Below are 22513 nucleotides of genomic sequence, written 5' to 3'. Positions count from 1 at the left end.
GTATGAACCGGGCGACGCATCCAGCCCGCCGATCGCACGCTGCGATCGATAGCCGCAGGCTTGGTTTACGGCTCCAGCAATCGATAATGCATCCCGCGCACCACTGCCTCGACGCGATTGCGCGCACCCAGTTTGCGTGCGGCCGAGTTCAGATGCAGATTCACCGTGGCGGTAGAGCGATTGAGCGCGGCCGCGATGCTTTTGGCGGTCAGCCCCTTGGCCGAGTACTGCAGGCACTCGCGCTCGCGGCGGGTCAATGCGATGTGGTGACAGCGGCGTTCCTGCGGATCCAGCAGTTCCTGCGCGCGGGCCTGAAACGCGTGTGCCAGTAACAAGAAGGGCGACAGCTGCGCTTCGGCCAGCCGTGGCGCCTCGGCCGCAACCGCATCGACCGCGCCACTGAAGGTCGCGAATGCACCGCCAGGCAAATGCAAGGGCACGGTGACACCGGTACCCATACCGCTATCGCATAGATACCGCGTCACCTGCCGATGCTGGCCACCGACATATTCCACACCTTCCCGATCGCCGTCGGTGCGGTACGACCACACGAATGGCGTCATGCGCCGCGTTGCGCGCTGCTGAACAGGGTCATGTTGGTAGTAACCGTGCTCGCACCAGACATGCCGCATGTCGCCCGGCGCGTTGCGCTGCATGAACACCGATGGCGTGATCAGCGCGCCCTCCATACTCAACGGGACCGGGGCGTAGTCGTAAACCAGCGACTGGAAACCAAACGCACAGACGTCGCGAAACACCCGATCCAGGCAGGCATTGAGCGTATGCAGCGCCTGCAAATCTCGGCCCAGGCTGGCCAGCGTGTCGAACATGGTGGGTCCTTCGATGACAGCAGGTGCCGCTGGACGACATCCAGCATGGAAAACCTAGCACTTTTACCAATGGATGGGCTTGCCGGCCGCATTATCGTCACAATGCCGGTCAGCTAGCTGCAACGCAGCATTCACGTACAAGCACTCAATCGCGCCTGTCGTGCGACCCGGCATTCCTTTCAGCGGACACCTGCATGACCGACACACCACGCCGCGACGACGCGGCCGCGCTGGAACGCTTTGGCTACACCCAGGAGCTCAAGCGACAGCTCACGCTCAAGGATCTGCTGATCTACGGGCTGGTGTTCATGGTGCCGACCGCGCCGTTTTCCATCTTCGGCGGCGTATTCGATATCAGCGCCGGGATGGTGCCGCTGACCTACCTGGTCGGCTTCGTAGCGATGCTGTTCACCGCCTTGAGCTACCAGCAGATGTCGCAGGCGTTTCCGGTGGCCGGCTCGGTGTATGCCTATGTCGGGCGCGGATTGAGCAGCGGCATGGGGTTTCTCGCCGGCTGGGCGATCCTGCTCGATTACCTATTGGTGCCGACCCTGCTCTACGTGGTCGGCGCCAACGCCATGCACAACGTGTTGCCGGCAGTGCCGCAGCCGGCGTGGATCGCGTTCTTCGTGGTGCTCAATACGGTGGTCAATCTGCGTGGTATCGAAACCACTGCGCGGGCCAATCGTTTCTTTCTGTATGCGCAGTTGCTGGTGCTGGCGGTGTTTGTGGTGCTGGCGAGCCTGGCGATCCAGCGCGGCGTCAACGGTGCGCACTGGAACCTGCGTCCGTTCTACAACCCGCAGGCATTTTCGCCGCAACTGATCTTTAGTGCGTTGTCGGTGGCGGTGGTGTCGTTTCTGGGCTTCGATGCGATCTCCACGCTGTCGGAAGAAACCCGTGGCGGCAACCGTGTGGTCGGGCGCGCCACCTTGATGGCGCTGCTGATGGTGGCCGGCCTGTTCGTGCTGCAGACCTGGCTGGCGGCGCTGCTGCAGCCGAACCTGCAGCGCTACCCCAGTGCACAGGCCTCCAACGATGCGTTCTTCGAGATCGGCCGGCTCATCGCCGGGCCGTGGCTGCAGATCGTCATCGCGCTCACGGTGGCAATCAGCGCCGCGATTGCCAATTCGCTGGTTGCACAGGCGGCCACCTCGCGCCTGTTGTTCGCCATGGCACGCGACCGTCAGCTGCCGGGGTTCTTGCGCTACATCCATCCGCGTACCGGCGTGCCGCAGCGCGCCATCCTGCTGGTGGCGGGTTTGAGCATGGTGTTGGGCGAAGTGTTCGTGGGCCAGATCGCGTTGCTGTCCTCGTTGTGCAACGTCGGTGCGCTCACCGCCTTCATCCTGCTGCACGTTGCGGTGCTGTGGCACTTCCGTGGGCAAGGCCGCAGCCTGCTGTTGCATGGTGCGACGCCGTTGATCGGCATCGTGATCCTTGGCTACGTGTTGATCAATGCCGACCGGCACGCGCAACTCGGCGGTACCGCGTGGATGGCGGTGGGGCTGTTGGTGTTGGCGTTTCTGAAAGTCAGCGGTCGTTCCACCGAGTTTCGCGCCAGCGACGCGTTGGAATAAGCGCTGCTGCCGGTGTCGCTGTGCAGCAATGCGTTGCTGTGCAGTCGCTCGTCGGCAATCGACCTTGAGCATCGGGTCGTGCAGCGCGCATGGGTCTGCACGCTATTGGCCTTGCGCTGCCGCGCCGCGCCGTGCTGAATGCTTGCGCATGCCTCGTTTACCCCACCAGTTCGATGACACCTTGCAGGCGCATCGCGTCACACGGTGCGTGCGTGATGAAACGGAGCGACGCTCCCGAAAGCGATGATCTTTTTATCGATTGCCGACCTCTGAACGAGATTTTCAGCACATATTCAGATGTAAACATTCGCTAGTCTCGTTCGGCGCCACTGATGGCGCCCGCACGCTGCGGCCCCCGCCGCAGCCTGTCGTTCCCTGACGAGTAAGGACTACCCATGAATCGCAAGAATGCGTTGTACCTGGCGCTGTTTTCCGCAGTTTCCGGCTCCGCACTGGCAGCGCCGCCAACCGAGATGGACGCAGCGCCGGTCAGCACTGCGCCGCAAGCGGCCAAACTCGGCGCGGCAACATTGCAATCGGCAAGTCTGCGTGGCGGCATCCTGCCTACGCGCGTGGTGCAACTCACTGCGCCCACCAGCACCGAGATCGGTCGCGTGCGTGAGCGCCGCATTGCACAGGTCAAACATGGGCAGCCCTTGCAGATCGGTTTTTCGCGTGCGGTTGCCAAACCTTTGGTGAATCTGCGCACGCTCGATTGGCAGATGGCAGGCGATGGATCGCGCGTTGCGACCCTGAAGGTCAGCTCTGCACAGGCGGCCTCCTTGCGTGCATCGCTGACGCTGCGTGGTGCCGGCGCAACGCCGGGCGATCCATCCAAGGTGACGCTGCGCTTTGCCGGCGACGACGGCCGCGTGTTCGAGCAATCCGGTGCAAGCTTCGCCGCTGGCGGCAGCGACATCGGCTGGTCGCCGACCGTGAGCGGCGAGAACCTGTTGATCGAGCTGTCGCTGCCGGCCGGCCAGTATCCGGAGAACTTCAGCCTGAGCATTCCGCAGCTCTCGCATCTGGACATCAGCCCCACCGCCAGCGCACGCGACATGATGACCATTGCCATTGGCGAGAGCGATTCCTGCCAGAACGATATCGTCTGCCGTGCCAACCCCACCGCCGGCTTCACCAGTGCGGCAAAAGCGGTGGCACGCATGGTGTTCACCACCAGCGAGGGCTCGTTCTACTGCACCGGCACCTTGCTCAACAACACCAACTCGCCCAAGCGCAATCTGTTCTGGACTGCGGCGCACTGCATCAGCACGCAGACGGTTGCCAACTCGTTGCAGACCTACTGGTTCTACGATGCGGCCAGCTGCAACGGCAACACCGCCAGTTCGCAGGCGACCACATTGACCGGCGGTGCGTTCCTGCGTCACGCCAATACCACCCGTGACACCGCGTTGCTGGAACTGAAGACCGCACCGCCGAGCGGCGCGTTCTACGCGGCCTGGAACAGCGCGGCGATCGGTGCGACCGGTACCGCGATTGTCGGCATCCATCACCCAGCCGGCGACGTCAAGAAGTATTCGCTGGGCAGCGTGAATGGGCTGAGCACCTCCATCGACGGCAAGAGCCCGCTGTACCGCGTGGTCTGGAACGATGGTGTGACCGAAGGCGGCTCGTCCGGCTCGGGCCTGTTCACCGTCGCCAGCGGTGGTGCCTACCAGCTGCGCGGCGGCCTGTATGGCGGCTACTCGTTCTGCAGCGCGCAGACCGATCCGGACTACTACTCGCGCTTCTCGGACGTGTATTCCAGCATCTCCACCTACTTCGGCCCGTAAGCGGTTGCTGCACGTGGCAGGCGGTGCCTCGCCTGCCACGTGCCACTGCGCTTGGCCTGCGTGCAGCACTTCATCTGCATCGGCTTGATGATGCAGACTTGGCAGATCGTCCTTCACCTGGATCGGCATGCCCGTTCAACGCAATCGCCCTCTCATCGCCGCACTTGCACTGGCGACCTTGTCGCTGCAGGTCACCGCCAGCGCAGCCGGCAAGCCCGCCAATCGCGAAGAGGTCAAGGCATACGCGCTGCAGCTGTGCCTGGACAACAACTACGAGCGCAGCGGCAAATACAGCTCTGATCAGCTACGCGATCGCTCGTATCTGCTGACGACCTATGCGCTGGACAATGCCAAGGCCGGCGCCACCGACCGCCTGCATCGCTATGTCGCCGAGCAGACGGCAGACTTCTATCGCGCCGAAGTGCCGATGAAGGACGAAGCGCGCCGAGGCCCGTTCAACAGGATCTTTGCGCAATGCATGGGCTTCTATCGTTCGCCTGCACTGAGCGAGTTCATCGCGCAAAAACTCTGACTGATAGTGCGTATTCGCACGCCTGACGGGCTGGCGCGAGTCTGATACAGCGCCAGCACACTTACTCGATGCGTCGACAGGAGCCGCAATGCCCGCACCTTCTACACGCCGTTCCCGTCGCGAGGTGCTGCGCATCGCGCTGGCTGCTGGCACGCTGAGCGTGGCAAGCCAGCTCGGTGCTGCACTACGCAGCGAGCCGAAGGAAGAAGTTCCGTCATCTGACTTGGCATCGCCAGCGCCCTTCCCGGCCAACCGCAGCGTGCTGGTCCTGCTCGGCACCAAGGGCGGCCCGACGCCCTCACCGCTGCGCGCGGCAGCCGCCAATGCGCTGGTCATCGACAGGCAGCCTTACCTGATCGATTGCGGCAATGGGGTTGCCCAGCAACTGGCCAAAGCCGGCATCCGCCTGCCTGCGTTGCGCGACATCTTCCTGACCCATCACCATTCCGATCACAACGCCGACCTGCTCAACGTGGTGTGGCTGGCGTGGGCGAGCGGGCTGCAGACGCCGGTGCATCTGTATGGCCCGCCCGGCATCGCGAAGATGGTGGATGCGTTTGTCGACATGAATGCCATCGACATCGAGGCGCGCATCCGCGAAGAAGGCCGCCCGCCGTTCAAGCAGCTGATCCACGTGCACGAGTTCGACCAACCCGGCACGGTGCTGCAGAACGATCAGGTCACCGTCACCGCCACGCTGGTGGATCACTACACGCTCAAGCCGGCGTTCGCGTATCGCTTCGAAGCGCGCGACCGCACGGTGGTGTTCTCCGGCGATACGCGCTATCTGCACGCGTTGGCCGAGTTCGCGAAGAACACCGACATCCTGGTGCACGAGGTGATGTACTTGCCCGCGCTGGAAAAGATGCTCAAGACCAACGACAACGCGCCGACCTTGCTCGACCATCTGCTCAAGAGCCATTCCACCAGCGAAGAGGTGGGCAAGATCGCTGCAGCGGCCGGCGCAAAGATGCTCGTGCTCAATCATTTCGTCCCCGGCGGCGACCCGACGATTACCGATTCGATGTGGAGCGAGGGCGCGCGCAAGCACTATGCGGGGCCGATCGTGGTCGGCAAGGATTTGATGCGGTTGTAGCTGGCCAGATGGGCACTACGCCACCACCGGGCTGCGCAGCCCCCACGCGCTTGCGCCAGCTTTGCAGTACGCATCGATAAACGCCTGCTGCGATGGCATCTGTTGCACCGCGCGTTGGATCGGCTGCGCGATGCCGTCCAGCAGGCGATGCAGATCGCGATCGGACACTGCGCGCGCCAGCGGGTGATGCTGCGCAGGGATGATGCCCTGCCCCATCAACACGTGGGTCCAGGAGTCGACGCGAAACAATTCATCGGCAGCTTGCCAGGCATGCGCGCGTTCGCGCCAGGCGCGCAGGCGCAAGGCGAGCGATTCGGGCAGCTCCATCTCACGGCACTGGCGCCATAGCGGTTCGTCGCGCTGGGTGGCGTGGTAATGCAGGATGATGAAGTCACGCACATGTTCCATTTCGGCGCGGCTGATGTCATTGAACAGTTGCACCTGCGAGGGTGCGATGCCGTCTGCGGGGAACAAGCTGATCAAGCGCACCACCGCGGCGATGGTGAGATGGATGCTGGTGGATTCCAGCGGTTCGATGAAGCCGCTGGCCAGGCCCAGCGACACCACGTTCTTGTTCCAGGCCTTGCGCCGGCGGCCGGTGCGGAACGGCACCAACCAGGGATCCTTGAGCGCAGGCGCAGCCGCGTCGCGCAGCAGCTTGGCGTGGGCTTCGTCATCGGAGAGATGGCGGCTTGAAAACACCAGGCCGTTGCCGACACGATGCTGCAGCGGGATATGCCAGCGCCAGCCGGCCTCGTGCGCGATGGCGCGGGTGTACGGCACTGGCGGACCGACGGCTTCTGTCTGCACCGCCACCGCTCGGTCGCACGGCAACCAGTGGCTCCAGTCTTCGTAACCGGTGTGCAACGCCTGCTCGATCAGCAAGCCGCGAAAGCCGCTGCAATCGATAAACAGATCGCCATCGAGCACCTGCCCGTCTTCCAGCACCAGCGTGGCGACGTCACCACTGTCCGGTTGCACCGTCACTTGCTGGATCTTGCCTTCGATGCGCTTGACGCCAAACGCTTCGCTGCGTGCGCGCAGAAACTTGGCATACAACGCCGCGTCGAGATGGTAGGCGTAATTGACCGCAGGCTCGCGCAACAGTGCGAAGCGATCCACGCGCGAGGCCACGGTTTCCAGACAGTAATCGCCGAACGTGCCAGGCATGCCACGCCGCTGACTTTCCAGCCATAGATGGTGAAAGGCGCACACCAGCGTACTTTGCCCGGTGATACCGAACGGATGGATATAGCGCTCGCCCTGGCGACGCCAATGCTCGAAGGAGATCGACAATTTGAAGGTGCCGGCCACTGCGCGCAGAAACTCCTGCTCGTCGATCTGCAGGAAGCGATGAAAGGTACGGATCGGCGGCACCGTGGACTCGCCCACGCCCACGGTGCCGATCTGCTCGGACTCGACCAGGGTGATCTCGAGCAGCTCGCGGAACTGGTGCGATAGCGCGCAGGCAGCGATCCAGCCGGCAGTGCCGCCACCGACGATGACGACCTTGCGAATCCGGGCCTGGGTCACTGCGCACTCCTGTGGGATGGGCTTGGGGCGGTATCGATCATCAGCGATTTAGCCTGCCGATCAGCATCGCGCGCAGTTGTCGCGCGAGCGTGGGATCGATTGGGCCCAACGCATGTCGCGCCTGTTCGGGCAGGTGTTCGCCAGCACGCTCGGCAGGACCGAAGACGTAGTAATCGAACAACGCGCGCCAGGCGTCTTTTTCGGATGCGGGCCGGTCGCGAATCGCCCATAGCGCGTGATACAGCGCAGGCATCGGCGCCGGCAACTGCGCGGGTGCGCTGCTCCACCAGTAGTTGACCAGCACATTGAACGGCTGCAGCGATTGCACGTGATGCCACCACATGCTGGGAATGAACAACGCATCGCCCGGTTTCAGCACGGTGGTGCGCGCACGCGCCAGCGCAGCGGCAAATCGCGGATAACGCTGCAGATCCGGATTGGCAATATCCACCATGCTCACTACCTGCCCGCCCGGCGTGGGATCCAGCGGACCGGGATACAGGTTGGCCACCTGCTCTGGCGGAAACAGCGTAAAGCGGCGCTGCCCCACTGCGCAGCAAGCCAGGTTGTTGGGCGCGTCGTAATGACACGAGGCGATGACGCGATTGCCGATCCAGATGCTTGGCTGTACGCCGATGCCGCTGGCGGCAAAATCCAGATCGTTGCTGGCGCGCAAGCCCGGCAGGTTGTCGTCGACCGGCAACGACGCCAGATAGTACGTCGGCGGCTGCGGGTTATCGCGATGCGCGGCGATGGCATCCAATAGCGTGTTCAAGGTGCCGCGTTGCACATCGAAATTCAGCGCGCTGCAGTCCTCGGTGTAGAACGGGCGGCTGGCGATTTCCGGGCCGCCGTGGGAATACTGCAAGGCACGTCCGTTATCGTGCGCGCGCAACAGCGCCATCGCCTCGTCGGGGCTGCGTAGCCCTGCCTGCACGAGCGACCAGTCGCGTGCGATGCCGCGCAGCACCACCGGCTCGGCGGCGTCGCAGAGCGCGGCAAGCGTCAGTGCGTCGGGATGGCAATCGCTACGCTCTGCGATGGGCGCAATTGCGGCGATTGAAGACATGATGGAGGCGCTCACAGCCATGCGCTCAGGCATACGCTTCAGTAGCGGGCGCGGCCTGCATCTGCTGCAGTCGGCGCTGTTTCTCTGCCATCAACCGGCGCACGTTGTGCAGCGATGCCAGCATCAAGAATGCGCCTTCCAGATAACCGGCCTGGTGCAGTTGATGCAGCGCCTGCGCATCGAGTGCAGCCAGTCGATCGCGGTCGATCGCGAACAGGCCTTGCAGATGGGTGGCGTGGGCGGCATCCAGCGTCACGTCCAGTTGCACTGGCTGAATCAGCCCCAGCGCATCGAAGGCGGCCGCCATCGCCTGACCGGCATCCACACCGTCGCGAATGCCACGCAGCACACTGATGATGTGCTCCAGATACGGGCTATGACCGCCTTGTGGCAGAAACACCGCTTCGCCCTCGTCGCGGCTGACGCGCGGGTGCTCCAGATCGACATGGATCACCGGCTCCTGCACCAAGGCGCCATCGATGCGCTGCTCCTGGAAGCCGATCAGGAACGGGCCTTTGGCGACGATGCCCGGCAGATAACCGGCAGTCCAGCGGCCATCCTGCAGAAACAGGTTCTCGTCGTGCGCAAAGCCCAGCAGCGCCACCGACTGATAGCCGCCGGTGGCAGGGTCATTGCGAAAAAACAGCGGGTATTCGCGTTGCAGCTCGGCGAATTCGGTGACGAAGGCCGGCACCAGGCCGAGCGCATCGCCGAACTCGGCGCCAAAGCGCAGGATGACTCGGATGTCGTGATGCGCCACGTTGTTGAGCACTGCATATCGCGTCATCTAGAACTCCAGCGATGATCGGCGATGGATCACCGCATTACGGGGGTATGAGTCGGTCAGGCGGCAACATGCCGTGCCTGCCGGTGTCGAGCATTGCCAAAAAGCAGGGGGCCGGCAAGCGGCACAGCAGCATTGGTGGCAGACCTGCAGAACCAGCGTCGCGGTGATGCCCTAGCCACCATCGTGCTGGTTGCAGTTTGCGTGTCGGCGATCGCAGCGGATGCGTCTGGGCATCCGGCCCGGCAGTGCGGTCGCGGCCGCCAGCCGGATCGGTGGCCGCGCAGGCATCACGACTTAACTCATCTGCGCGGAGCGGCCAACCAACTCCAATGCGCTACCGTCGGAGCGCACGAACGGTGCGCTCTGAGCAGCATACGCGCAGGCATTTCCACCCCGCTGCACACCGGCCAACGCGCACCTGAGGTGCGCGCAGCGGCTTGTCAGTCGCTCTCAAAACGCATAACGCACACCCAGCGTGTAACGCGGTTGCTGGTCGATCAGGCGGATCATCTGCTTGTCAGAACGCCCATGCCAACGCACGTCTTCGCCGGTCAGGTTGATCGCCTCAAAGCCCACCGACAGCTGCTTGCTGAAGCTGTAACTCAGGCTCAGGTCCCATTGCTGGTAGGCCTCCACGTAGTACGGGTTGCGATTGGCATTGTCCTGATTGGCGGCGATCAGATACTCGTCGCGCCAGTTCCAGGCCAGGCGCGCGCTCCAGCCGTATTTTTCGTACATCAGCATGACGTTGGCGGTGTCGCTCAAGCCGAGCAGTGCGAACTGGTCGCGATCGATCACGGTGTTGTCGAAGCCCACATCACCTTCGACGATGGTGTAGTTGGCGTAGATACCGAAGCCAGTGGTGTCGAAGAAGTACTGCCCGCCGAGTTCCCAGCCATGGATGTTGGCCTTGTTCTGGTTGACCGGCCGCGACACATCGAATTGATACAGCGGGTCGGAGGCATTGCCAACGATGTCGTACGCATTCTCCAGGGCCAGGCTCTGCGCAGAGCTGCCGTTGTAGGCGGCCAATCCGCCGGTGGCCGCGGCGTTGCGCAACAACGCCATCGCCGCGAACAGCGAGGTGTCGTTGGCCGAGCAGGCGCCTGCAACGTCGTTGCCGGAGGCGCCAACCTGCGCAGCGCAGGCACCGCTTTGCAGGAACGCCAGCGCGGACTGCGCATCCGGCCCCGAGGTGGGATCGGTCAATCCGTACAGGGATTCGCGCGAGACCGTGTTGCCGATGAAGTTGCTGACGCGCTTGTTCCAGAACGTGGCCGAGATGTAGCTGGCGTCGGCGAAGTACCACTCCAGCGCCAGATCGAGATTGTCCGATTCCAGCGGGTCCAGCTGCGGATTCTGCGAGCTGCCACCGGCGCGGTTGGACGGGTTGATCAGGATCGATCCATTGGGTGTATTCGGTGTCGGCCCGGCGATCAGGTTGTTGTAGGGCGCACGCGCAATCGTCTGACCAAACGAAGCGCGTCCTTTCAGCTGATCGGTGATGTCGATGCTGAAATCGAGGTTGGGCAGGATGTAGTTGTAGCTAGTCTTTTCGCTGAAGGGCTGCAGCTCGGTGGAGCGCAACAACTGGAAGTCGTTGTTGGCCTGCCAGAGCAACGCAGTGGGCGTGGCCACCTGCGAGGTGGATTCCACATCGGTGCGCTCGTAACGCAAGCCCAGCCGTGTGTTGGTGGTCATACCGGAGATATCGCCCTTCAATTCCAGCTGCACGTAGGCGGCGCGGGTCTTCTCTTCCACTTGATTGTCGGCGCTGTAGTTCGGGTTGTAGCGAGTGGTGGCGCCGTACTGGCTGCCACCCCACAGGGCCAGCTGATCGGCATCGCCGCGCCACGCATTGGGCGCCGCACCGTTGGCGTTGAAGTCCTTGAACATGCCGGTAATGCTCACCGGCCGCAGCAACGCCTGCATGCCGGGCTCGTTGCCGGCATTGGCCACACTCCAGTCGCCAAGCGTCGAGTTGGTGTCGCTGGTGAGCCGGTTCATGGTGGTGTTGGCGCTGCTCACGCCGAACTGAAAGCGGCCGTCGTCGAAGTCGAAGGTGCCATCCATGCGCCCTTCCTTGATCTCGGTCACCTGCGATTGATAGTAGATACGCAGCACCTGCGAGCCGAGCTCGGCGGGGGTGAAGTCCGGATTGAGCACACCGTTGGTGCCAGCCAGGGAATCGGCAGCGGTGGGATACCAGGTGCGTGCGCCGATCGGCAGCCCGTTGTTGAAGCTCAACTCCTGCCCCCACTGCCCGCCGCAGGACGGGCCGTTGACGCAGTTGTTGGTGCCGGCGAAGCTGAAGTAGGTGGCACTGCCGCCGGTGACCGGGTCGTTGGGCATGCTCTTGGTTTTCGAGTTATGCGCATCGAACGACAACTGGAAGCGGTCGCTCACCTGCCAATCGGCATTGAAGCCGAGCGAGCCCAGCGTGTACTTCTGCTCGTTGCGCTGCTGCTCCATGCCGAAGTCCTTGGCACCGTTGGGCACATCGCGCAGATAGATCGGCGTTGCCACTGCCTGGCCGGTATCGAAGGTCAGATCGGTGAAGCTGTTGGCGCGTTGCAACCAGATGCCCTGCTCGCCGCGCTCTTCGCGGATTTCATTGGACGAATAGGTGTAATCCAGGGTCAAGGTCAGGCTGTCGCTGGGTGCGAACTGCACCACTGCCTGGCCGTTCATGCGCTCGCGCTGGAAGTCGGCGAACGCATAACGCAGGTCGTTGGGCATGCCGTACAACTGGCCGATCGCCGGTGCGTTGGTCACCACCGCATCCGGGCGCAGCGCCGGGTCGGTCCCGGTCCAGCGCTGGATGTTCCAGGTGTTTTCGGTGGCCTGCACCGAGCCGCCATGGCGCTTTTGATAACTGCCGCTCAAGCCGATACCGAAGGTCTTGTCGGGATTGGTATAGCTGAAAATGCCCGACACTTCCGGGGTGAGCGAATCGCCGAACGGCTGCGAACGGTCGGAGACCATCTTGGCGCCGGCATTGGCCACCACACCGGAGTGATTGAACGGCTTGTCGGTCTGGATATTGATGGTGGCGCCGATACCGCCGCTGGGCGCGGTGGCGCGGCTGGTCTTGTAGACCTCGATCCCAGTGATGGCCTCGGAGGCGAGCTGGGCGAAGTTGAAGGCGCGCGTGCCCACATCCACGCCGCCGATTGGCGTCTGGCCGGGTGCGCCAAATGCGTCGGCACCGGGAATCAGCCGGCCGTTGAGCGTGACCGTATTGAACTGCGGGCCGAAGCCGCGCGCGGTGACCTGCGCGCCTTCGCCATCGCGGCGTTCGATCGAGATACCGGTGATGCGTTGCAACGACTCGGCCAGGTTGGTATCGGGAAATTTGCCGATGTCTTCGGCGCTGATCGCATCCACCACACCGGCGGCATCGCGCTTGATGCCCATCGATTGATCCAGGCTGCTGCGAATGCCGGTCACGTTGACCGCATCGAGCGTGGTGGCGGTTTGCGCGCTGGATTGCGGCGGCGGCACTGGCGGCGCGGGAACGTCCTGCGCAAAGGCCGGATTGATGACCAACAGGCCACCGACGAAGGTGAACATGGCCTTGGACTTGAAATTGCTCAACGTATGACGCATCGATCTATCCTCGGGTCTGGAGTCCAACACCCACGGCCGTGGTCGCGGAATGCGACGCGGCGATTGTCTGGCCACGCGCCTTGCACGGCACGCGACATACCTTCCGTTGCAGAACGTCATCTGATCCCCCGCATCGAACCAACGGCGGATCCCCCTGATGCCAACCGTGCGCGTGCCACGTCCATGACGGACGCTGCCTGCGACGATCTGTACAGCACGTGCGACTGCCTTCCCTACCCTTGGATCTATTGCCGCCGCAGCCCCTGTGTGCCACGGCGTTCAATCGGCTGCTACCGCTCCATCAAGCGTGATAGCGCTACCACGCGGCGCAGACTAGTCATGCGTGTCGGTGCTTGTCACCCTGCGTTGCAACAAACACGCGGTGACACATCCAGGCACTCAACAACACGCGCGCTTGAGCCCGTACGGCATACGCAGACCTGCCGTGGCTGTAAGCGTTATCAGCAGCGGCTGCAGTGATTGCGCTTTGGTATTGGCGCTTCAGGTCGGGGCGATGATCGCCACAACGCCGCTGTCAAAAGTTGCGCAAAGTGTTATTGCGATCGCACTACGCAAGCGCGGAAAAACGGCACTGTTGACGCTGCAAGGCGACACCATCGCGCAACCATGCGAGCACATCCGTTACAGCAACGCGCGGCTTCGATGGCCATGCAAGCAGATACAAAAACGGCGCAATCGCTGAAATCGATTGCGCCGTTATTCGGTACGCGTCTGTCGTGTGCTGCACTTCGCGCATCCGCGCCATTGCAGCGCGGACGATTGCATCGGCGCCGCTAGCCGATCACGTCCAACTGGTTGTCGCCCCGCTGTGCATCGGGCAACACGTGATCCGGATCCAGTCGCACATGCAGCACTTTCTGTGTGGTCGGCAGCGTCAGCGTGGGTGCGGTGTTCTGCAGCCAGGTTTCCACCGGCACGCGCCGGTCCAGGTGGCTGCCGTCGGCCAAATCCACGCGCACGGTGACCGGCATCACCAGTTTCTGACTGCTGCGCAGCGTGAGTTGCACGCCCTTGGCAGGATCGTGATCGACGTAGTGCGCCTCGCTGATGCCCATATCCAGCTGCCAGTTGTTGAGATACCAACCGCGCCACCACCAGGCCAGATCTTCGCCGCTTTCGCTTTCCATCAACCGGAAGAAATCCGACGGTGTGGGATGTTTATAGGCCCAGGTGGCGATGTACTTGCGAAAGGCCGGATCGAAGCGTTCCGGCCCCAGGATCTGCTCGCGCAACAGCACCAACCCCAACGCGCCCTTGAAATAGGTCAACGAATGACGGTAGGTCTCGCTGGTGGAATCGGCGTTGTCCATCAGCGTCGGCGCGCTGGTGTCGGCCAGCAACGGCAGGATTTCGTCGACCGGGTTTCCGCCCTTGGGCGCATATTCCGAATCGCGCTTGGGCGCGTATTCGCCCTTGTTGAAGGCATCCGATGCGTACACGTCGATAAAGGTATTGAAGCCTTCATCCATGAACGCATGCCGCCGCTCGTTGGAGCCGACGATCATCGGGAACCAGGTATGGCCGATCTCGTGCGCTGTGATCCAGAACAACTCCTTGCCGCTGTCTTCGAAACCATCGAAGACGATGCCCGGATACTCCATGCCCGCGCCGTACCCGCCCAGGTTGATCGCGGCCGGCCACGGATACGGGTACCACTGCGAGAAATGTTCGATCGCGCCTTTGACGTATTCGGTGGAGCGGTTCCACTTGTCCGCGCCCACACCTTCCAGCGGATACACCGACATCGCCAGCGACTGCTTGCCACCCGGCAGCTTGATGCGCGCGGCATCCCACACAAACGCAGGCGATGCAGCAAACGCCACGTCACGGGTGTTGTCCATATGGAAGCGCCAGGTCTGCGTGCCCTTGCCCGTCGGCTTGGCCGCACGTGCAGTCACTTCGGCAGGCGTGCGGATCAGCACCGTGCGATCGCTGCCGCGTGCCTGTTCCAGGCGTTGCTGCTCGGTGCGGCTGAGCACCTCGGCCGGATTGGTCAGCGCACCGGAGCCGGCGACCAGAAAGCCCTCCGGCACGGTCACCGCATAATCGAAGTCGCCGTATTCCAGATAGAACTCCGAGCCCAGATACGGCTGCGTGTCCCAGCCGCGCAGATCGTCATACACCGCCATGCGCGGATACCACTGCGCAATCTCGTAGATCTCGCCCTGCTTGCTGGCACTGAACGCGGTACGCCCGCCCCAGGTACCGGGAATCGTGTAGCGGTAGCGGATATGCACGGTCAGCGCCTTGCCCTGCCCGGCCAGCGGCTGCGGCAGGTCCACGCGCAGACGGGTGTCGTCGACGACGAAGTGGGCCGGCTGGCGGCGCCCGCCATCGTCGATCTCGATGCTGGCGATCTGCATGCCGTCGGTGAACTGGGTGCGCCGCGATGGCCGGCTGGCGGCAGCGCGCGCATCGGCGCGATAGATGTTCTGATCCAGCTGCAGCCACAGTACGTCCAGCGTGTCGGGGCTGCGGTTGGTGTAACGGATCGCCGCCTCGCCGGTGAGCGTGTGGGTCGTCGGGTCGATGCTGGCGGTGAGATCGTAATCGGCACGGTTCTGCCAGAACAGCGGGCCGGGCACGCCGCTGCCGCTGCGGTAGGCGTTGGGTGCATCGGGCAGTTGCAGTGGCGCGAACAAGGCCAGCGGATCGAAAGGGCTGGCCGGAGCGGGTGCTGCGGTTGTGGAACTGGCTGGTGCGGGAGCGGCAAGTGCGGGCGCGGCAACGCACGCCAGTGACAGTGCAACGGTAAGCGATCGGCGCACGGTGGGGGTCATGCGAAATCCTGCGGCGTGGGGGACTCCCATCCTACGGCGCGCCTCGCCGCGCGCGGGAATGCCATTGGTCCCGGATGGCGCTACACGATTCCGCGGCGGCAACGCTCCGCTCGACGATCTGCGCGACAGGCATGCCGGTGATGCTGAGAGCGGCTACCAAAGCTAACCCACGCCTGCCTACCGCAGGGCGGCTGGTCTGTTGATTGGCTGCGGGGCCCTTGCCCGCCCACCATCGCGGGACACGCCGCAAGTACGTCCATGTAGGCTCTTACGCGGCATCCATGCCGCGTAAGGTCCCGCGACAGTGGGCGGGCAAGGACCAGGGGAGATGGTCGGTGTGCATGTTTTCAACAAAGCAGCCGACTCACTCTCTGGTGCGGTGTCCTCGCCGATTGCGGGACCGTGTGGCGGCATGGATGCCACCACCCAGCCCCCAGGGACGGGTTCACGGCGTGTCCCGCGAGCAGCGAGGGCGCCGCGCCCTCGATCCACTCAGCGTTTGACCTGGACTTCTGACGGCATCCACCAAGACGCGGCCGACAACACCAGACTCACCGCCAGGCGCCCGCTCGCTACGTTTTGTTAGCCACTCTTATTCCGCAATCAAGCTGCCCAGTCGCAAAGCCCCATCACCGTCGTGGCCCAGGGTGTCGCCCGGATTGCTCAGCCGGCAGCGGCGCAACGACAGACATCCGCAGCCGATGCAGTCGGTAAGCTGGTCGCGCAGCGCCTGTAGTTCGCTAATGCGCGCATCCAGTTGCCCGCGCCAGCGCGCCGACATGCGCGCCCACTCCGCACGTGTGGGGGTGCGCTGCTCCGGCAACACCGAGAACGCCTCCAGCACCTGCTGCAAGGGCACGCCAAGCCGCTGCGCCACGCGGATCACCGCAATCCGCCGCAACACATCGCGCGCGTAGCGACGTTGGTTGCCTGCGGTGCGCAGGCTGCGGATCAAGCCCTTGCGCTCGTAGAAATGCAATGCCGACACCGCCACGCCACTGCGCTTGGCCACTTCGCCCACGGACAACTCACGCTGCATTGCCTTGACCTCAACCTTGGTTGAGGCAGGATGCTGCGCGGCCATGACCGGTGCAAGTACCGATGTCATGGCTGTGCTCACGCTCGTTCCTGGATCTTCGATGCCCACCGACATGCCTACCGCAATCACCACGCCCGCCACGCCACTGGGCGCCACGCAACCCACTTCCATTCTCGCCGCGCCGTATCGCGCCGCAACGCTGGGCATGGTCGCGCTGGTATCGCTCAATGCCTTCGAGTCGCTGGCGGTTGCCGCCGCCATGCCGACCGTGGCGCGCGAATTGAACGGGCTGCCGCTATACGCGCTGGCCTTCGGCGGCACCTTGGCGACCAGCGTGGTCGGCATGACCGCCGCCGGGCGCTGGAGCGACCGGCGCGGCCCGGGCGGCGCATTGGGTGCGGGACTGCTGGGCTTTGTGATCGGGCTGTTGATCGCCGGGTTGGCGCCAAGCATGCCGCTACTCATCGCAGGCCGCTTGCTGCAAGGCCTTGGCGCCGGCGCGTATTCGGTGGCGCTGTACGTCATCGTCGGGCGGCTGTATCCGGAAGCGTTGCGGCCGCGCGTGTTTGCCGCGTTTTCGGCCGGCTGGGTGGTGCCCTCGTTGATCGGGCCAGGCATCAGCGGGCTGATCGTGCAGCATCTGGGTTGGCGCTGGGTATTTCTGTCGGTGCCGCTGCTGGCGATTCCGGCCGGGCTGATGTTGTGGCCGGCCATCCGCGGGCGCGCATGGTCGGGCGAACCGTCAGCCGACTCCAACGCCGCGTTCGGCTGGGCGATCGGTGCGGCTTTGGGCGTGCTCGGCGTGTATCTGGGCGGGCAGCTGCACGGCGCGCTGGCGTTGCTTGCGATGACGCCAGCGCTATTGCTGACGCTGTTCTGCGCCTGGCACCTGTTGCCGGGCGGCACGCTGCGGCTGGCGCGTGGCCTGCCCAGCGTGATCGCGCTGCGCGGCATTGCGGCGGCGGCCTTCTTCGGGTTCGAGGCGTTTCTGCCGTTGCTGCTGTCGCGCGAACGCGGCCTCTCGCCGCTGCTGGCCGGCGTGGCGCTCAGCGTGGGTGCGCTGGGGTGGTTCAGCGGCTCGTGGTATCAGGGTCATAGCCGCGCCGGTTGGTCGCGCGCACGCCTGCTCAAGATCGGTGCGTTGTTGATGTCGCTGGGCATCGTGATCAGCGCGGGCGCGGTGTGGCCGCTCATTCCGGTGCCAGTGGCGATTGCCGGCTGGGCGCTGGCAGGCCTGGGCATGGGCCTGCTGTATCCGAGTCTGTCGGTGTTGACGTTGTCGTTGTCGCCACCGGCGCAACAAGGCGCGCACAGTTCGGCGCTGCAGTTGAGCGAAGCGATTGCGGTGGCCGGCATGCTGGCGCTGGCCGGCGCGTTGTTCGCCGCGCTGCTGGCTTCCGCGACGTTGGCCGCGTACCTGAGCGTGTTCGCATTGGCGTGGCTGCTGGCGGTGGCGAGCTTTTTCGTGGCGCGGCGAGTGTGATGGCTGTGCAGCCGGCTTTGCCGATCCTGCCGGGATCGTTCAAATCTCGACTGGAAAACCATCGCCGCGAGCGGTTGGTCATTTTTTCGCCACCCATCTTGACAGCGTTGCAGGCCGCGGCCTGCGCTCACTTGTCCACAGCCTTGTGCAACTTCCATCCACAGGGGGTGTGGAAAACCTGCGCTGCTCGGCCTGCAGTGAAGGGCTTGCGCTCCACCAAGGCGTGTGTAAGGCGATGAAGCGCGTTGTCTGCGCTGTGCAGGGCGGGACCATTGCGCAGAGCGCAGCCACGTAGCCGGCAAACCTCACGAACGGCCACAGGTGAGGCAATCGCAATACGCAACACCGCCACCTTGCGGTGGCGATGCGCACTCACTACTGCATCAATCCACGATCACGTGCGGTACGAAGCGCGAGGTGTCGCGGGTGATCGGGCCATCGTCGTCGCGCATGCCCAGCCCGGCGGGGCGATCGGCCACCACCCAACTGCCCAACAGCGCATGCCGCCCGTCGAACACCGGCAGCGGATGGTGCGCCTGCAAAATCGCCGGCCCATCCACATACGGCCCATCGGTCTGCGCAGCATTGCCCTGTGCGGTGACCAGAGAGATATTGGCGCCCTCGCGCGAGAGCAGCGGCTTGCGCACCCAGCCTGCCGTCGGCGCTTCGCCGGCTTGCGCAAAGCGTGCAGGCAGCAGATTGGGATGGCCTTGATGGCGCTCCCACAGCAGCGGCAGGATGCCCTTGTTGCTCAGCACCGATTTCCATGCCGGCTCGATCAGGCGCACACGGTTGGCAATCAATGCCGGCCCGAAGCGCTCTTCCATCATGAATTCCAGCGGGTAAAGCTTGAACAGCGTGTGGATCACCCGGTCCTGCTCATCGGTGAACCAGCCATCGGCGCTCAGGCCGATGTCTTCGATGGCCACTTCCTCGGTGCTGATGCCCACCTGATGCGCGCAATCGCGCAGATACCGCACCGTGGCGCGATCCTCCAGCGAATCGCGTACCGCCGAAAAATGCATTTGCGGGCCGATCGCGCCATCCACCGCCAGCGCGCCCAGCGTTTCGCACAGCAGATCCTGGATCAGGTTGTACTGGTCGGTGCCCTTGGGCAGCACGCCGGCGGCGATCTGCTGCTCCAGCCACAACCACTGGAAATACGCCGATTCGTACAGCGAGGTGGGCGTGTCGTAATTGAGTTCGTACAACTTGGCCGGGCCGTCGCCGGCATACGCCAGATCCATGCGGCCGTACAGGTGCGGGTCGCGGTCTTTCCACGAATTGGCAATCCAGTCCCAGTAGAACGGCGGGATCGCCAGCTGCGTCATCAGTTGTTCCGAGCCGACCACCTCGTCCACCAACTGCATCGCCATATCGTGCAGGTCCTGGGTGGGCGCCTCGATGTCGTCCTCGATCTGGCGCAGCGAGAACGCGTAATACGCGCTTTCGTCCCAATACGGTTCGCCGTCGATGGTGTGGAAATGGAAGCCGAGCGACTCGGCCTGGTCGCGCCAATCGGTACGTTCTGCAATTGCGATCCGTTGCATGTCAGCCGCCGTATCCGGAACTGCGCCCGCCGCTGCCGAACGAACTGCGCGCCGCCGCACTGGAGCCGAAACCCGAGCGCGAGACGGTGATCGCACGCGACGGCATGTCGATGGCGCCACTGCGCCCGCGCACGGTGCCGATACGGTTGCTGGCCAGATCGCCATTGGGTTTGTAGTAACCGCCGCTGCGGTAATCGCGATACAGCGGCATCGCGCCGCCGTAGCGGTAGCCGCCGCCACCGCTCATGTTGCCCAGCGCATAGCCCAGCAGGAAACCGCCCATCGGCGGAATCCAGCTGTGCTGGCCCTGGGTCTGCCCCGGCACCTCGGTGCAGCTGCCGAACTGCGCATCACACTCGTAGCGCGAATTGAAGCGCGGCGCGGCCTGCTGATGCTTGGCCACCGCCTCGTCGTAAGCCTTGAGGCATTGCTGGATGTCGGTCTGTTCCTGCTTGATCTGGTAGCAGTCGGAGGCCGACTGCAGCACCACACCTGTCTCTGGTTCAGAACCACAACCGGTGACGAGGGCGGCCGGCAAGGCGGCCATCAAGGTGAGCTTGAGATTGCGTGAGCGCTTCATGCCTGTACTCCGTTACGGCGTGATCGCCGCAGCATTGATCAGCCCGACCGCGATCGACACCCCGGCCGAAAAAATGCCCGCCGCAGCGACGTTGTCGGTGATCTGCCGCGAGATGCGCCCGGCCACCACGTTGGCCAGCAGATACGCCACGATCTGAATCCCGCAGGCGACCGCGCCCCAGATCAGCGCATCGACCAGGCTCACCGAATGGGTGATGGCCGAATGCAGCGGCAATGCCACACCGATGAAGTTGCCGGCCAGTGCGGTGGCCGCAGCCACGTTGCCCTGCCGCAGCAGGGTGAAATCCTTGTGCGGGGTGACCAGGGTCACCAGCACCACCGCGACGATCAACACGCCCAGACCGGTGCCGAAGTAGGAAAGAAACGCGAGAAAACTCTGCAGGTTGATCGGGTTCATGACAGGACCAAGGTAAGTGGAAGACGAGCGCGCGCGCTCAGGTGATATCCAGATCGGCGACAGTGACATCGATGCCGACCGCATAGGTGACGCAGAATTCGTTGGGGCCGGAATCTTCGCCAGTGACCAGCAGGAATTCTTCACGCTGCAGCTCCGGCACGTCGCGGCTGTAGAGCATGGCGTAGTGGGTCAGATCGCCGTCGCGGCGCGGCGGCTGATAGCGGTACAGCACTTCGTCGTAGGCGATCGGCGGGATCCGCGCGGCATCGTCGGTGGACTGGGTGGCACGCTCCCAGCGTTTGCCGGCGTAGTCGATCTGCGCCGCACCCAGATGCGGATGCTGCATCACGAACTCCTGAAACGCCTGCTTGCTGGGCGGGTTGACCGTCTCGCAATACACGAACGCCTTCATCGCTTCCAGATCGCCGCCCACGGTGGTGACCTGCAAGAACGCATCATCGTCCAGGTAGAACCGATGCAGGGAATAGCCATCGCCCAGATTGACGTGGCCATAGCACGGGATACCTTGATGGCCGCCTGGCAATTCGGCAGTCATGGCCTCCGGCGCCATGCGATACAGGGTGGTGTCGATCTCCACCTGGCCACCGACACGCAAGCCCAGCGGCAGTGTGTGGCCGATCGCGCCGGTGCCGGACGTGGGCGCCGCGGGCGGTTGTGGTTGACCGAACAACTTGCTGAAAAAACTCATCGTCATGCACCTTGTGGCGATGGGGAATGGGGAACGGCGGCAGTGCGCAGGGCGTGCCATGCGATGGCGTGCGCAGGCACGCGCTGCTCGGCCAGGTAATACAGCATGGCACCGGCCGCCACAGCGGTGTGTGCGGGCGGGTTCAACCGCAACGCACCATCGGGCGCGCGCAGACCCAGCAACAAGGCGTCGCGCTGGCTGAAGTCGGCGGCCACGACGCAGTAATCCAGCGGGCCTACATCGGCCGGAACCGCAAGACTGAACTGGGTGGGGCCATCGTCCACCGACAGCAACTCCGCCGTGATCGCCGCACTGCCCGGATCCTGCGCAGCGCGCGCCAGGATCTCGGCGGTCATCGGGCGGGTGCATTCGATGGCCGGATAGTGGCAATTGACCAGCCGCGCGGCGCTGCCCGAATCGAAGTGCGCCACGATGTGCGCACGCGGCGCATGCGCCATCAGCGCGAACACCGCCGCCAGGGTCTGATCGTCAGATGGCGGGTTGACGATCACCCGCGCCGCGCCGGCGATGCCCGCACGCAGATACACGTCCGTGTGCGTATACGACTCGGCGGCGATGAACCGCATGTGGTCTGGCATCGGGTTCTCGGCTACGCCCTCGGCGATCAGCACCACGCCTTCGTCGTCGGTGGCGGTGTCCGAGAGCAACAGTTCCAGCAAACGCGCGGAGGCGGCGCCCTGCCAGCCGATCAGAATGGTGTGCCCGCGCAGATCGGCGTAAGCCATCTTGCCCATGTAGTGGCGCCTCCAGAAAGTGATGAGCACGCCGCTGGTCTTGGCCAGCACCGTGGCGAACAGCGCCACCGCGCCCGGCATCAACACGAACGCGGCGATATAGCGCCCGGCCACCGAGCCCGGCGACAGGTCGCCATAGCCGATGGTGGTGGCGGTGGTCATGTAGTAGTACGGAAACGCGTCCAGGCCGACGAGCTTGTGCTCGCCAGCCATCAACAACAACGCCCAACTCACGCCCATGTGGGCCAGCAGCGCCAGCGCCACCAGGCCCCAGCTGACGCGGCGCACATGGCGCCGCAGTACCCGGAACAACCGTCCGACAATGATCATGGCGCGTCCTGTGCCGTGCG

18 protein-coding genes are annotated in these 22513 nt (G+C 64.1%); 6 read left to right on the top strand and 12 right to left on the bottom strand.

Features of this window, described 5'->3' with window-relative positions; translation table 11 throughout:
• Nucleotides 1-65 precede the first annotated feature (65 nt).
• Nucleotides 66-830, bottom strand: coding sequence for a LuxR family transcriptional regulator (locus tag FFY45_RS01150; RefSeq protein WP_176339017.1), 765 nt, complete (start codon nt 828-830; stop codon nt 66-68).
• 194 nt (nt 831-1024) lie between these two features.
• Between FFY45_RS01150 and FFY45_RS01145 the strand changes: the two genes are divergently transcribed.
• The 4 genes from FFY45_RS01145 (at nt 1025) to FFY45_RS01130 (ending at nt 5831) form a co-directional block, all read left to right on the top strand.
• Nucleotides 1025-2410: an APC family permease gene (locus FFY45_RS01145; RefSeq protein WP_176339016.1), complete on the top strand. Its 1386-nt coding sequence runs from the start codon at nt 1025-1027 to the stop codon at nt 2408-2410.
• Between the two features lie 395 nt (nt 2411-2805).
• Nucleotides 2806-4203, top strand: coding sequence for a trypsin-like serine peptidase (locus FFY45_RS01140; protein WP_176339015.1), 1398 nt, complete (start codon nt 2806-2808; stop codon nt 4201-4203).
• A gap of 127 nt (nt 4204-4330) precedes the next feature.
• The gene (locus FFY45_RS01135; protein ID WP_176339014.1) at nt 4331-4735 is read left to right on the top strand and encodes a hypothetical protein; all 405 of its coding nucleotides are present in this window, start codon (nt 4331-4333) and stop codon (nt 4733-4735) included.
• 88 nt (nt 4736-4823) lie between these two features.
• Entirely contained in the window at nt 4824-5831 is a 1008-nt protein-coding gene (locus FFY45_RS01130) for an MBL fold metallo-hydrolase (RefSeq protein ID WP_176339013.1), read from the top strand.
• A gap of 15 nt (nt 5832-5846) precedes the next feature.
• Here FFY45_RS01130 and FFY45_RS01125 read toward each other — a convergent pair whose 3' ends face one another.
• The 4 genes from FFY45_RS01125 to FFY45_RS01110 form a co-directional block, all read right to left on the bottom strand.
• The gene (locus tag FFY45_RS01125; protein ID WP_176339012.1) at nt 5847-7364 is read right to left on the bottom strand and encodes a tryptophan 7-halogenase; all 1518 of its coding nucleotides are present in this window, start codon (nt 7362-7364) and stop codon (nt 5847-5849) included.
• 40 nt (nt 7365-7404) lie between these two features.
• Nucleotides 7405-8433: a cupin-like domain-containing protein gene (locus tag FFY45_RS01120; protein WP_176339011.1), complete on the bottom strand. Its 1029-nt coding sequence runs from the start codon at nt 8431-8433 to the stop codon at nt 7405-7407.
• Between the two features lie 25 nt (nt 8434-8458).
• Nucleotides 8459-9220: a SapC family protein gene (locus FFY45_RS01115; RefSeq protein WP_176339010.1), complete on the bottom strand. Its 762-nt coding sequence runs from the start codon at nt 9218-9220 to the stop codon at nt 8459-8461.
• Between the two features lie 450 nt (nt 9221-9670).
• Complete coding sequence (locus FFY45_RS01110) at nt 9671-12829, bottom strand: TonB-dependent receptor (RefSeq protein WP_176339009.1); 3159 nt, start codon at nt 12827-12829, stop codon at nt 9671-9673.
• Nucleotides 12830-13274: 445 nt separating this feature from the next.
• Between FFY45_RS01110 and FFY45_RS01105 the strand changes: the two genes are divergently transcribed.
• A complete protein-coding gene (locus tag FFY45_RS01105; RefSeq protein WP_176339008.1) occupies nt 13275-13532 on the top strand; it encodes a hypothetical protein in 258 nt (85 codons plus the stop codon).
• 91 nt (nt 13533-13623) lie between these two features.
• Here the strand turns inward: FFY45_RS01105 and FFY45_RS01100 are convergent, their stop codons facing one another.
• Both FFY45_RS01100 and soxR read right to left on the bottom strand, forming a co-directional pair.
• Nucleotides 13624-15630 (bottom strand): M1 family metallopeptidase, encoded by a 2007-nt coding sequence (locus FFY45_RS01100; RefSeq protein ID WP_176339007.1) that lies wholly within the window; start codon nt 15628-15630, stop codon nt 13624-13626.
• A 592-nt stretch (nt 15631-16222) separates the two neighbouring features.
• Nucleotides 16223-16669: a redox-sensitive transcriptional activator SoxR gene (gene soxR / locus FFY45_RS01095; RefSeq protein ID WP_115040714.1), complete on the bottom strand. Its 447-nt coding sequence runs from the start codon at nt 16667-16669 to the stop codon at nt 16223-16225.
• Between the two features lie 112 nt (nt 16670-16781).
• Here soxR and FFY45_RS01090 point away from each other — a divergent pair, with 112 nt between their 5' ends.
• Complete coding sequence (locus FFY45_RS01090; RefSeq protein ID WP_176339096.1) at nt 16782-18152, top strand: MFS transporter; 1371 nt, start codon at nt 16782-16784, stop codon at nt 18150-18152.
• A gap of 383 nt (nt 18153-18535) precedes the next feature.
• On the opposite strand, the gene FFY45_RS01085 is transcribed toward FFY45_RS01090, so the two are convergent.
• Genes FFY45_RS01085 through FFY45_RS01065 form a run of 5 tightly spaced genes read right to left on the bottom strand, consistent with a single transcriptional unit; the run spans nt 18536 to nt 22493 of the window.
• The gene (locus tag FFY45_RS01085; RefSeq protein ID WP_176339006.1) at nt 18536-19702 is read right to left on the bottom strand and encodes a glutathionylspermidine synthase family protein; all 1167 of its coding nucleotides are present in this window, start codon (nt 19700-19702) and stop codon (nt 18536-18538) included.
• A gap of 1 nt (nt 19703) precedes the next feature.
• The gene (locus tag FFY45_RS01080) at nt 19704-20282 is read right to left on the bottom strand and encodes a DUF1190 domain-containing protein (RefSeq protein WP_006449069.1); all 579 of its coding nucleotides are present in this window, start codon (nt 20280-20282) and stop codon (nt 19704-19706) included.
• A 12-nt stretch (nt 20283-20294) separates the two neighbouring features.
• A complete protein-coding gene (locus FFY45_RS01075; protein WP_006449070.1) occupies nt 20295-20699 on the bottom strand; it encodes a DUF350 domain-containing protein in 405 nt (134 codons plus the stop codon).
• Nucleotides 20700-20736: 37 nt separating this feature from the next.
• A complete protein-coding gene (locus tag FFY45_RS01070; protein WP_006449071.1) occupies nt 20737-21414 on the bottom strand; it encodes a YjfK family protein in 678 nt (225 codons plus the stop codon).
• A complete protein-coding gene (locus FFY45_RS01065; protein ID WP_176339005.1) occupies nt 21411-22493 on the bottom strand; it encodes a potassium channel family protein in 1083 nt (360 codons plus the stop codon). Before FFY45_RS01065 ends, FFY45_RS01070 begins: the two co-directional genes overlap by 4 nt.
• Between the last annotated feature and the right edge of the window lie 20 nt (nt 22494-22513).

This window comes from Xanthomonas hortorum, assembly GCF_011305375.1.
Classification (GTDB): domain Bacteria; phylum Pseudomonadota; class Gammaproteobacteria; order Xanthomonadales; family Xanthomonadaceae; genus Xanthomonas; species Xanthomonas hortorum_E.
This window is presented reverse-complemented; position numbering and strand designations above follow the sequence as displayed.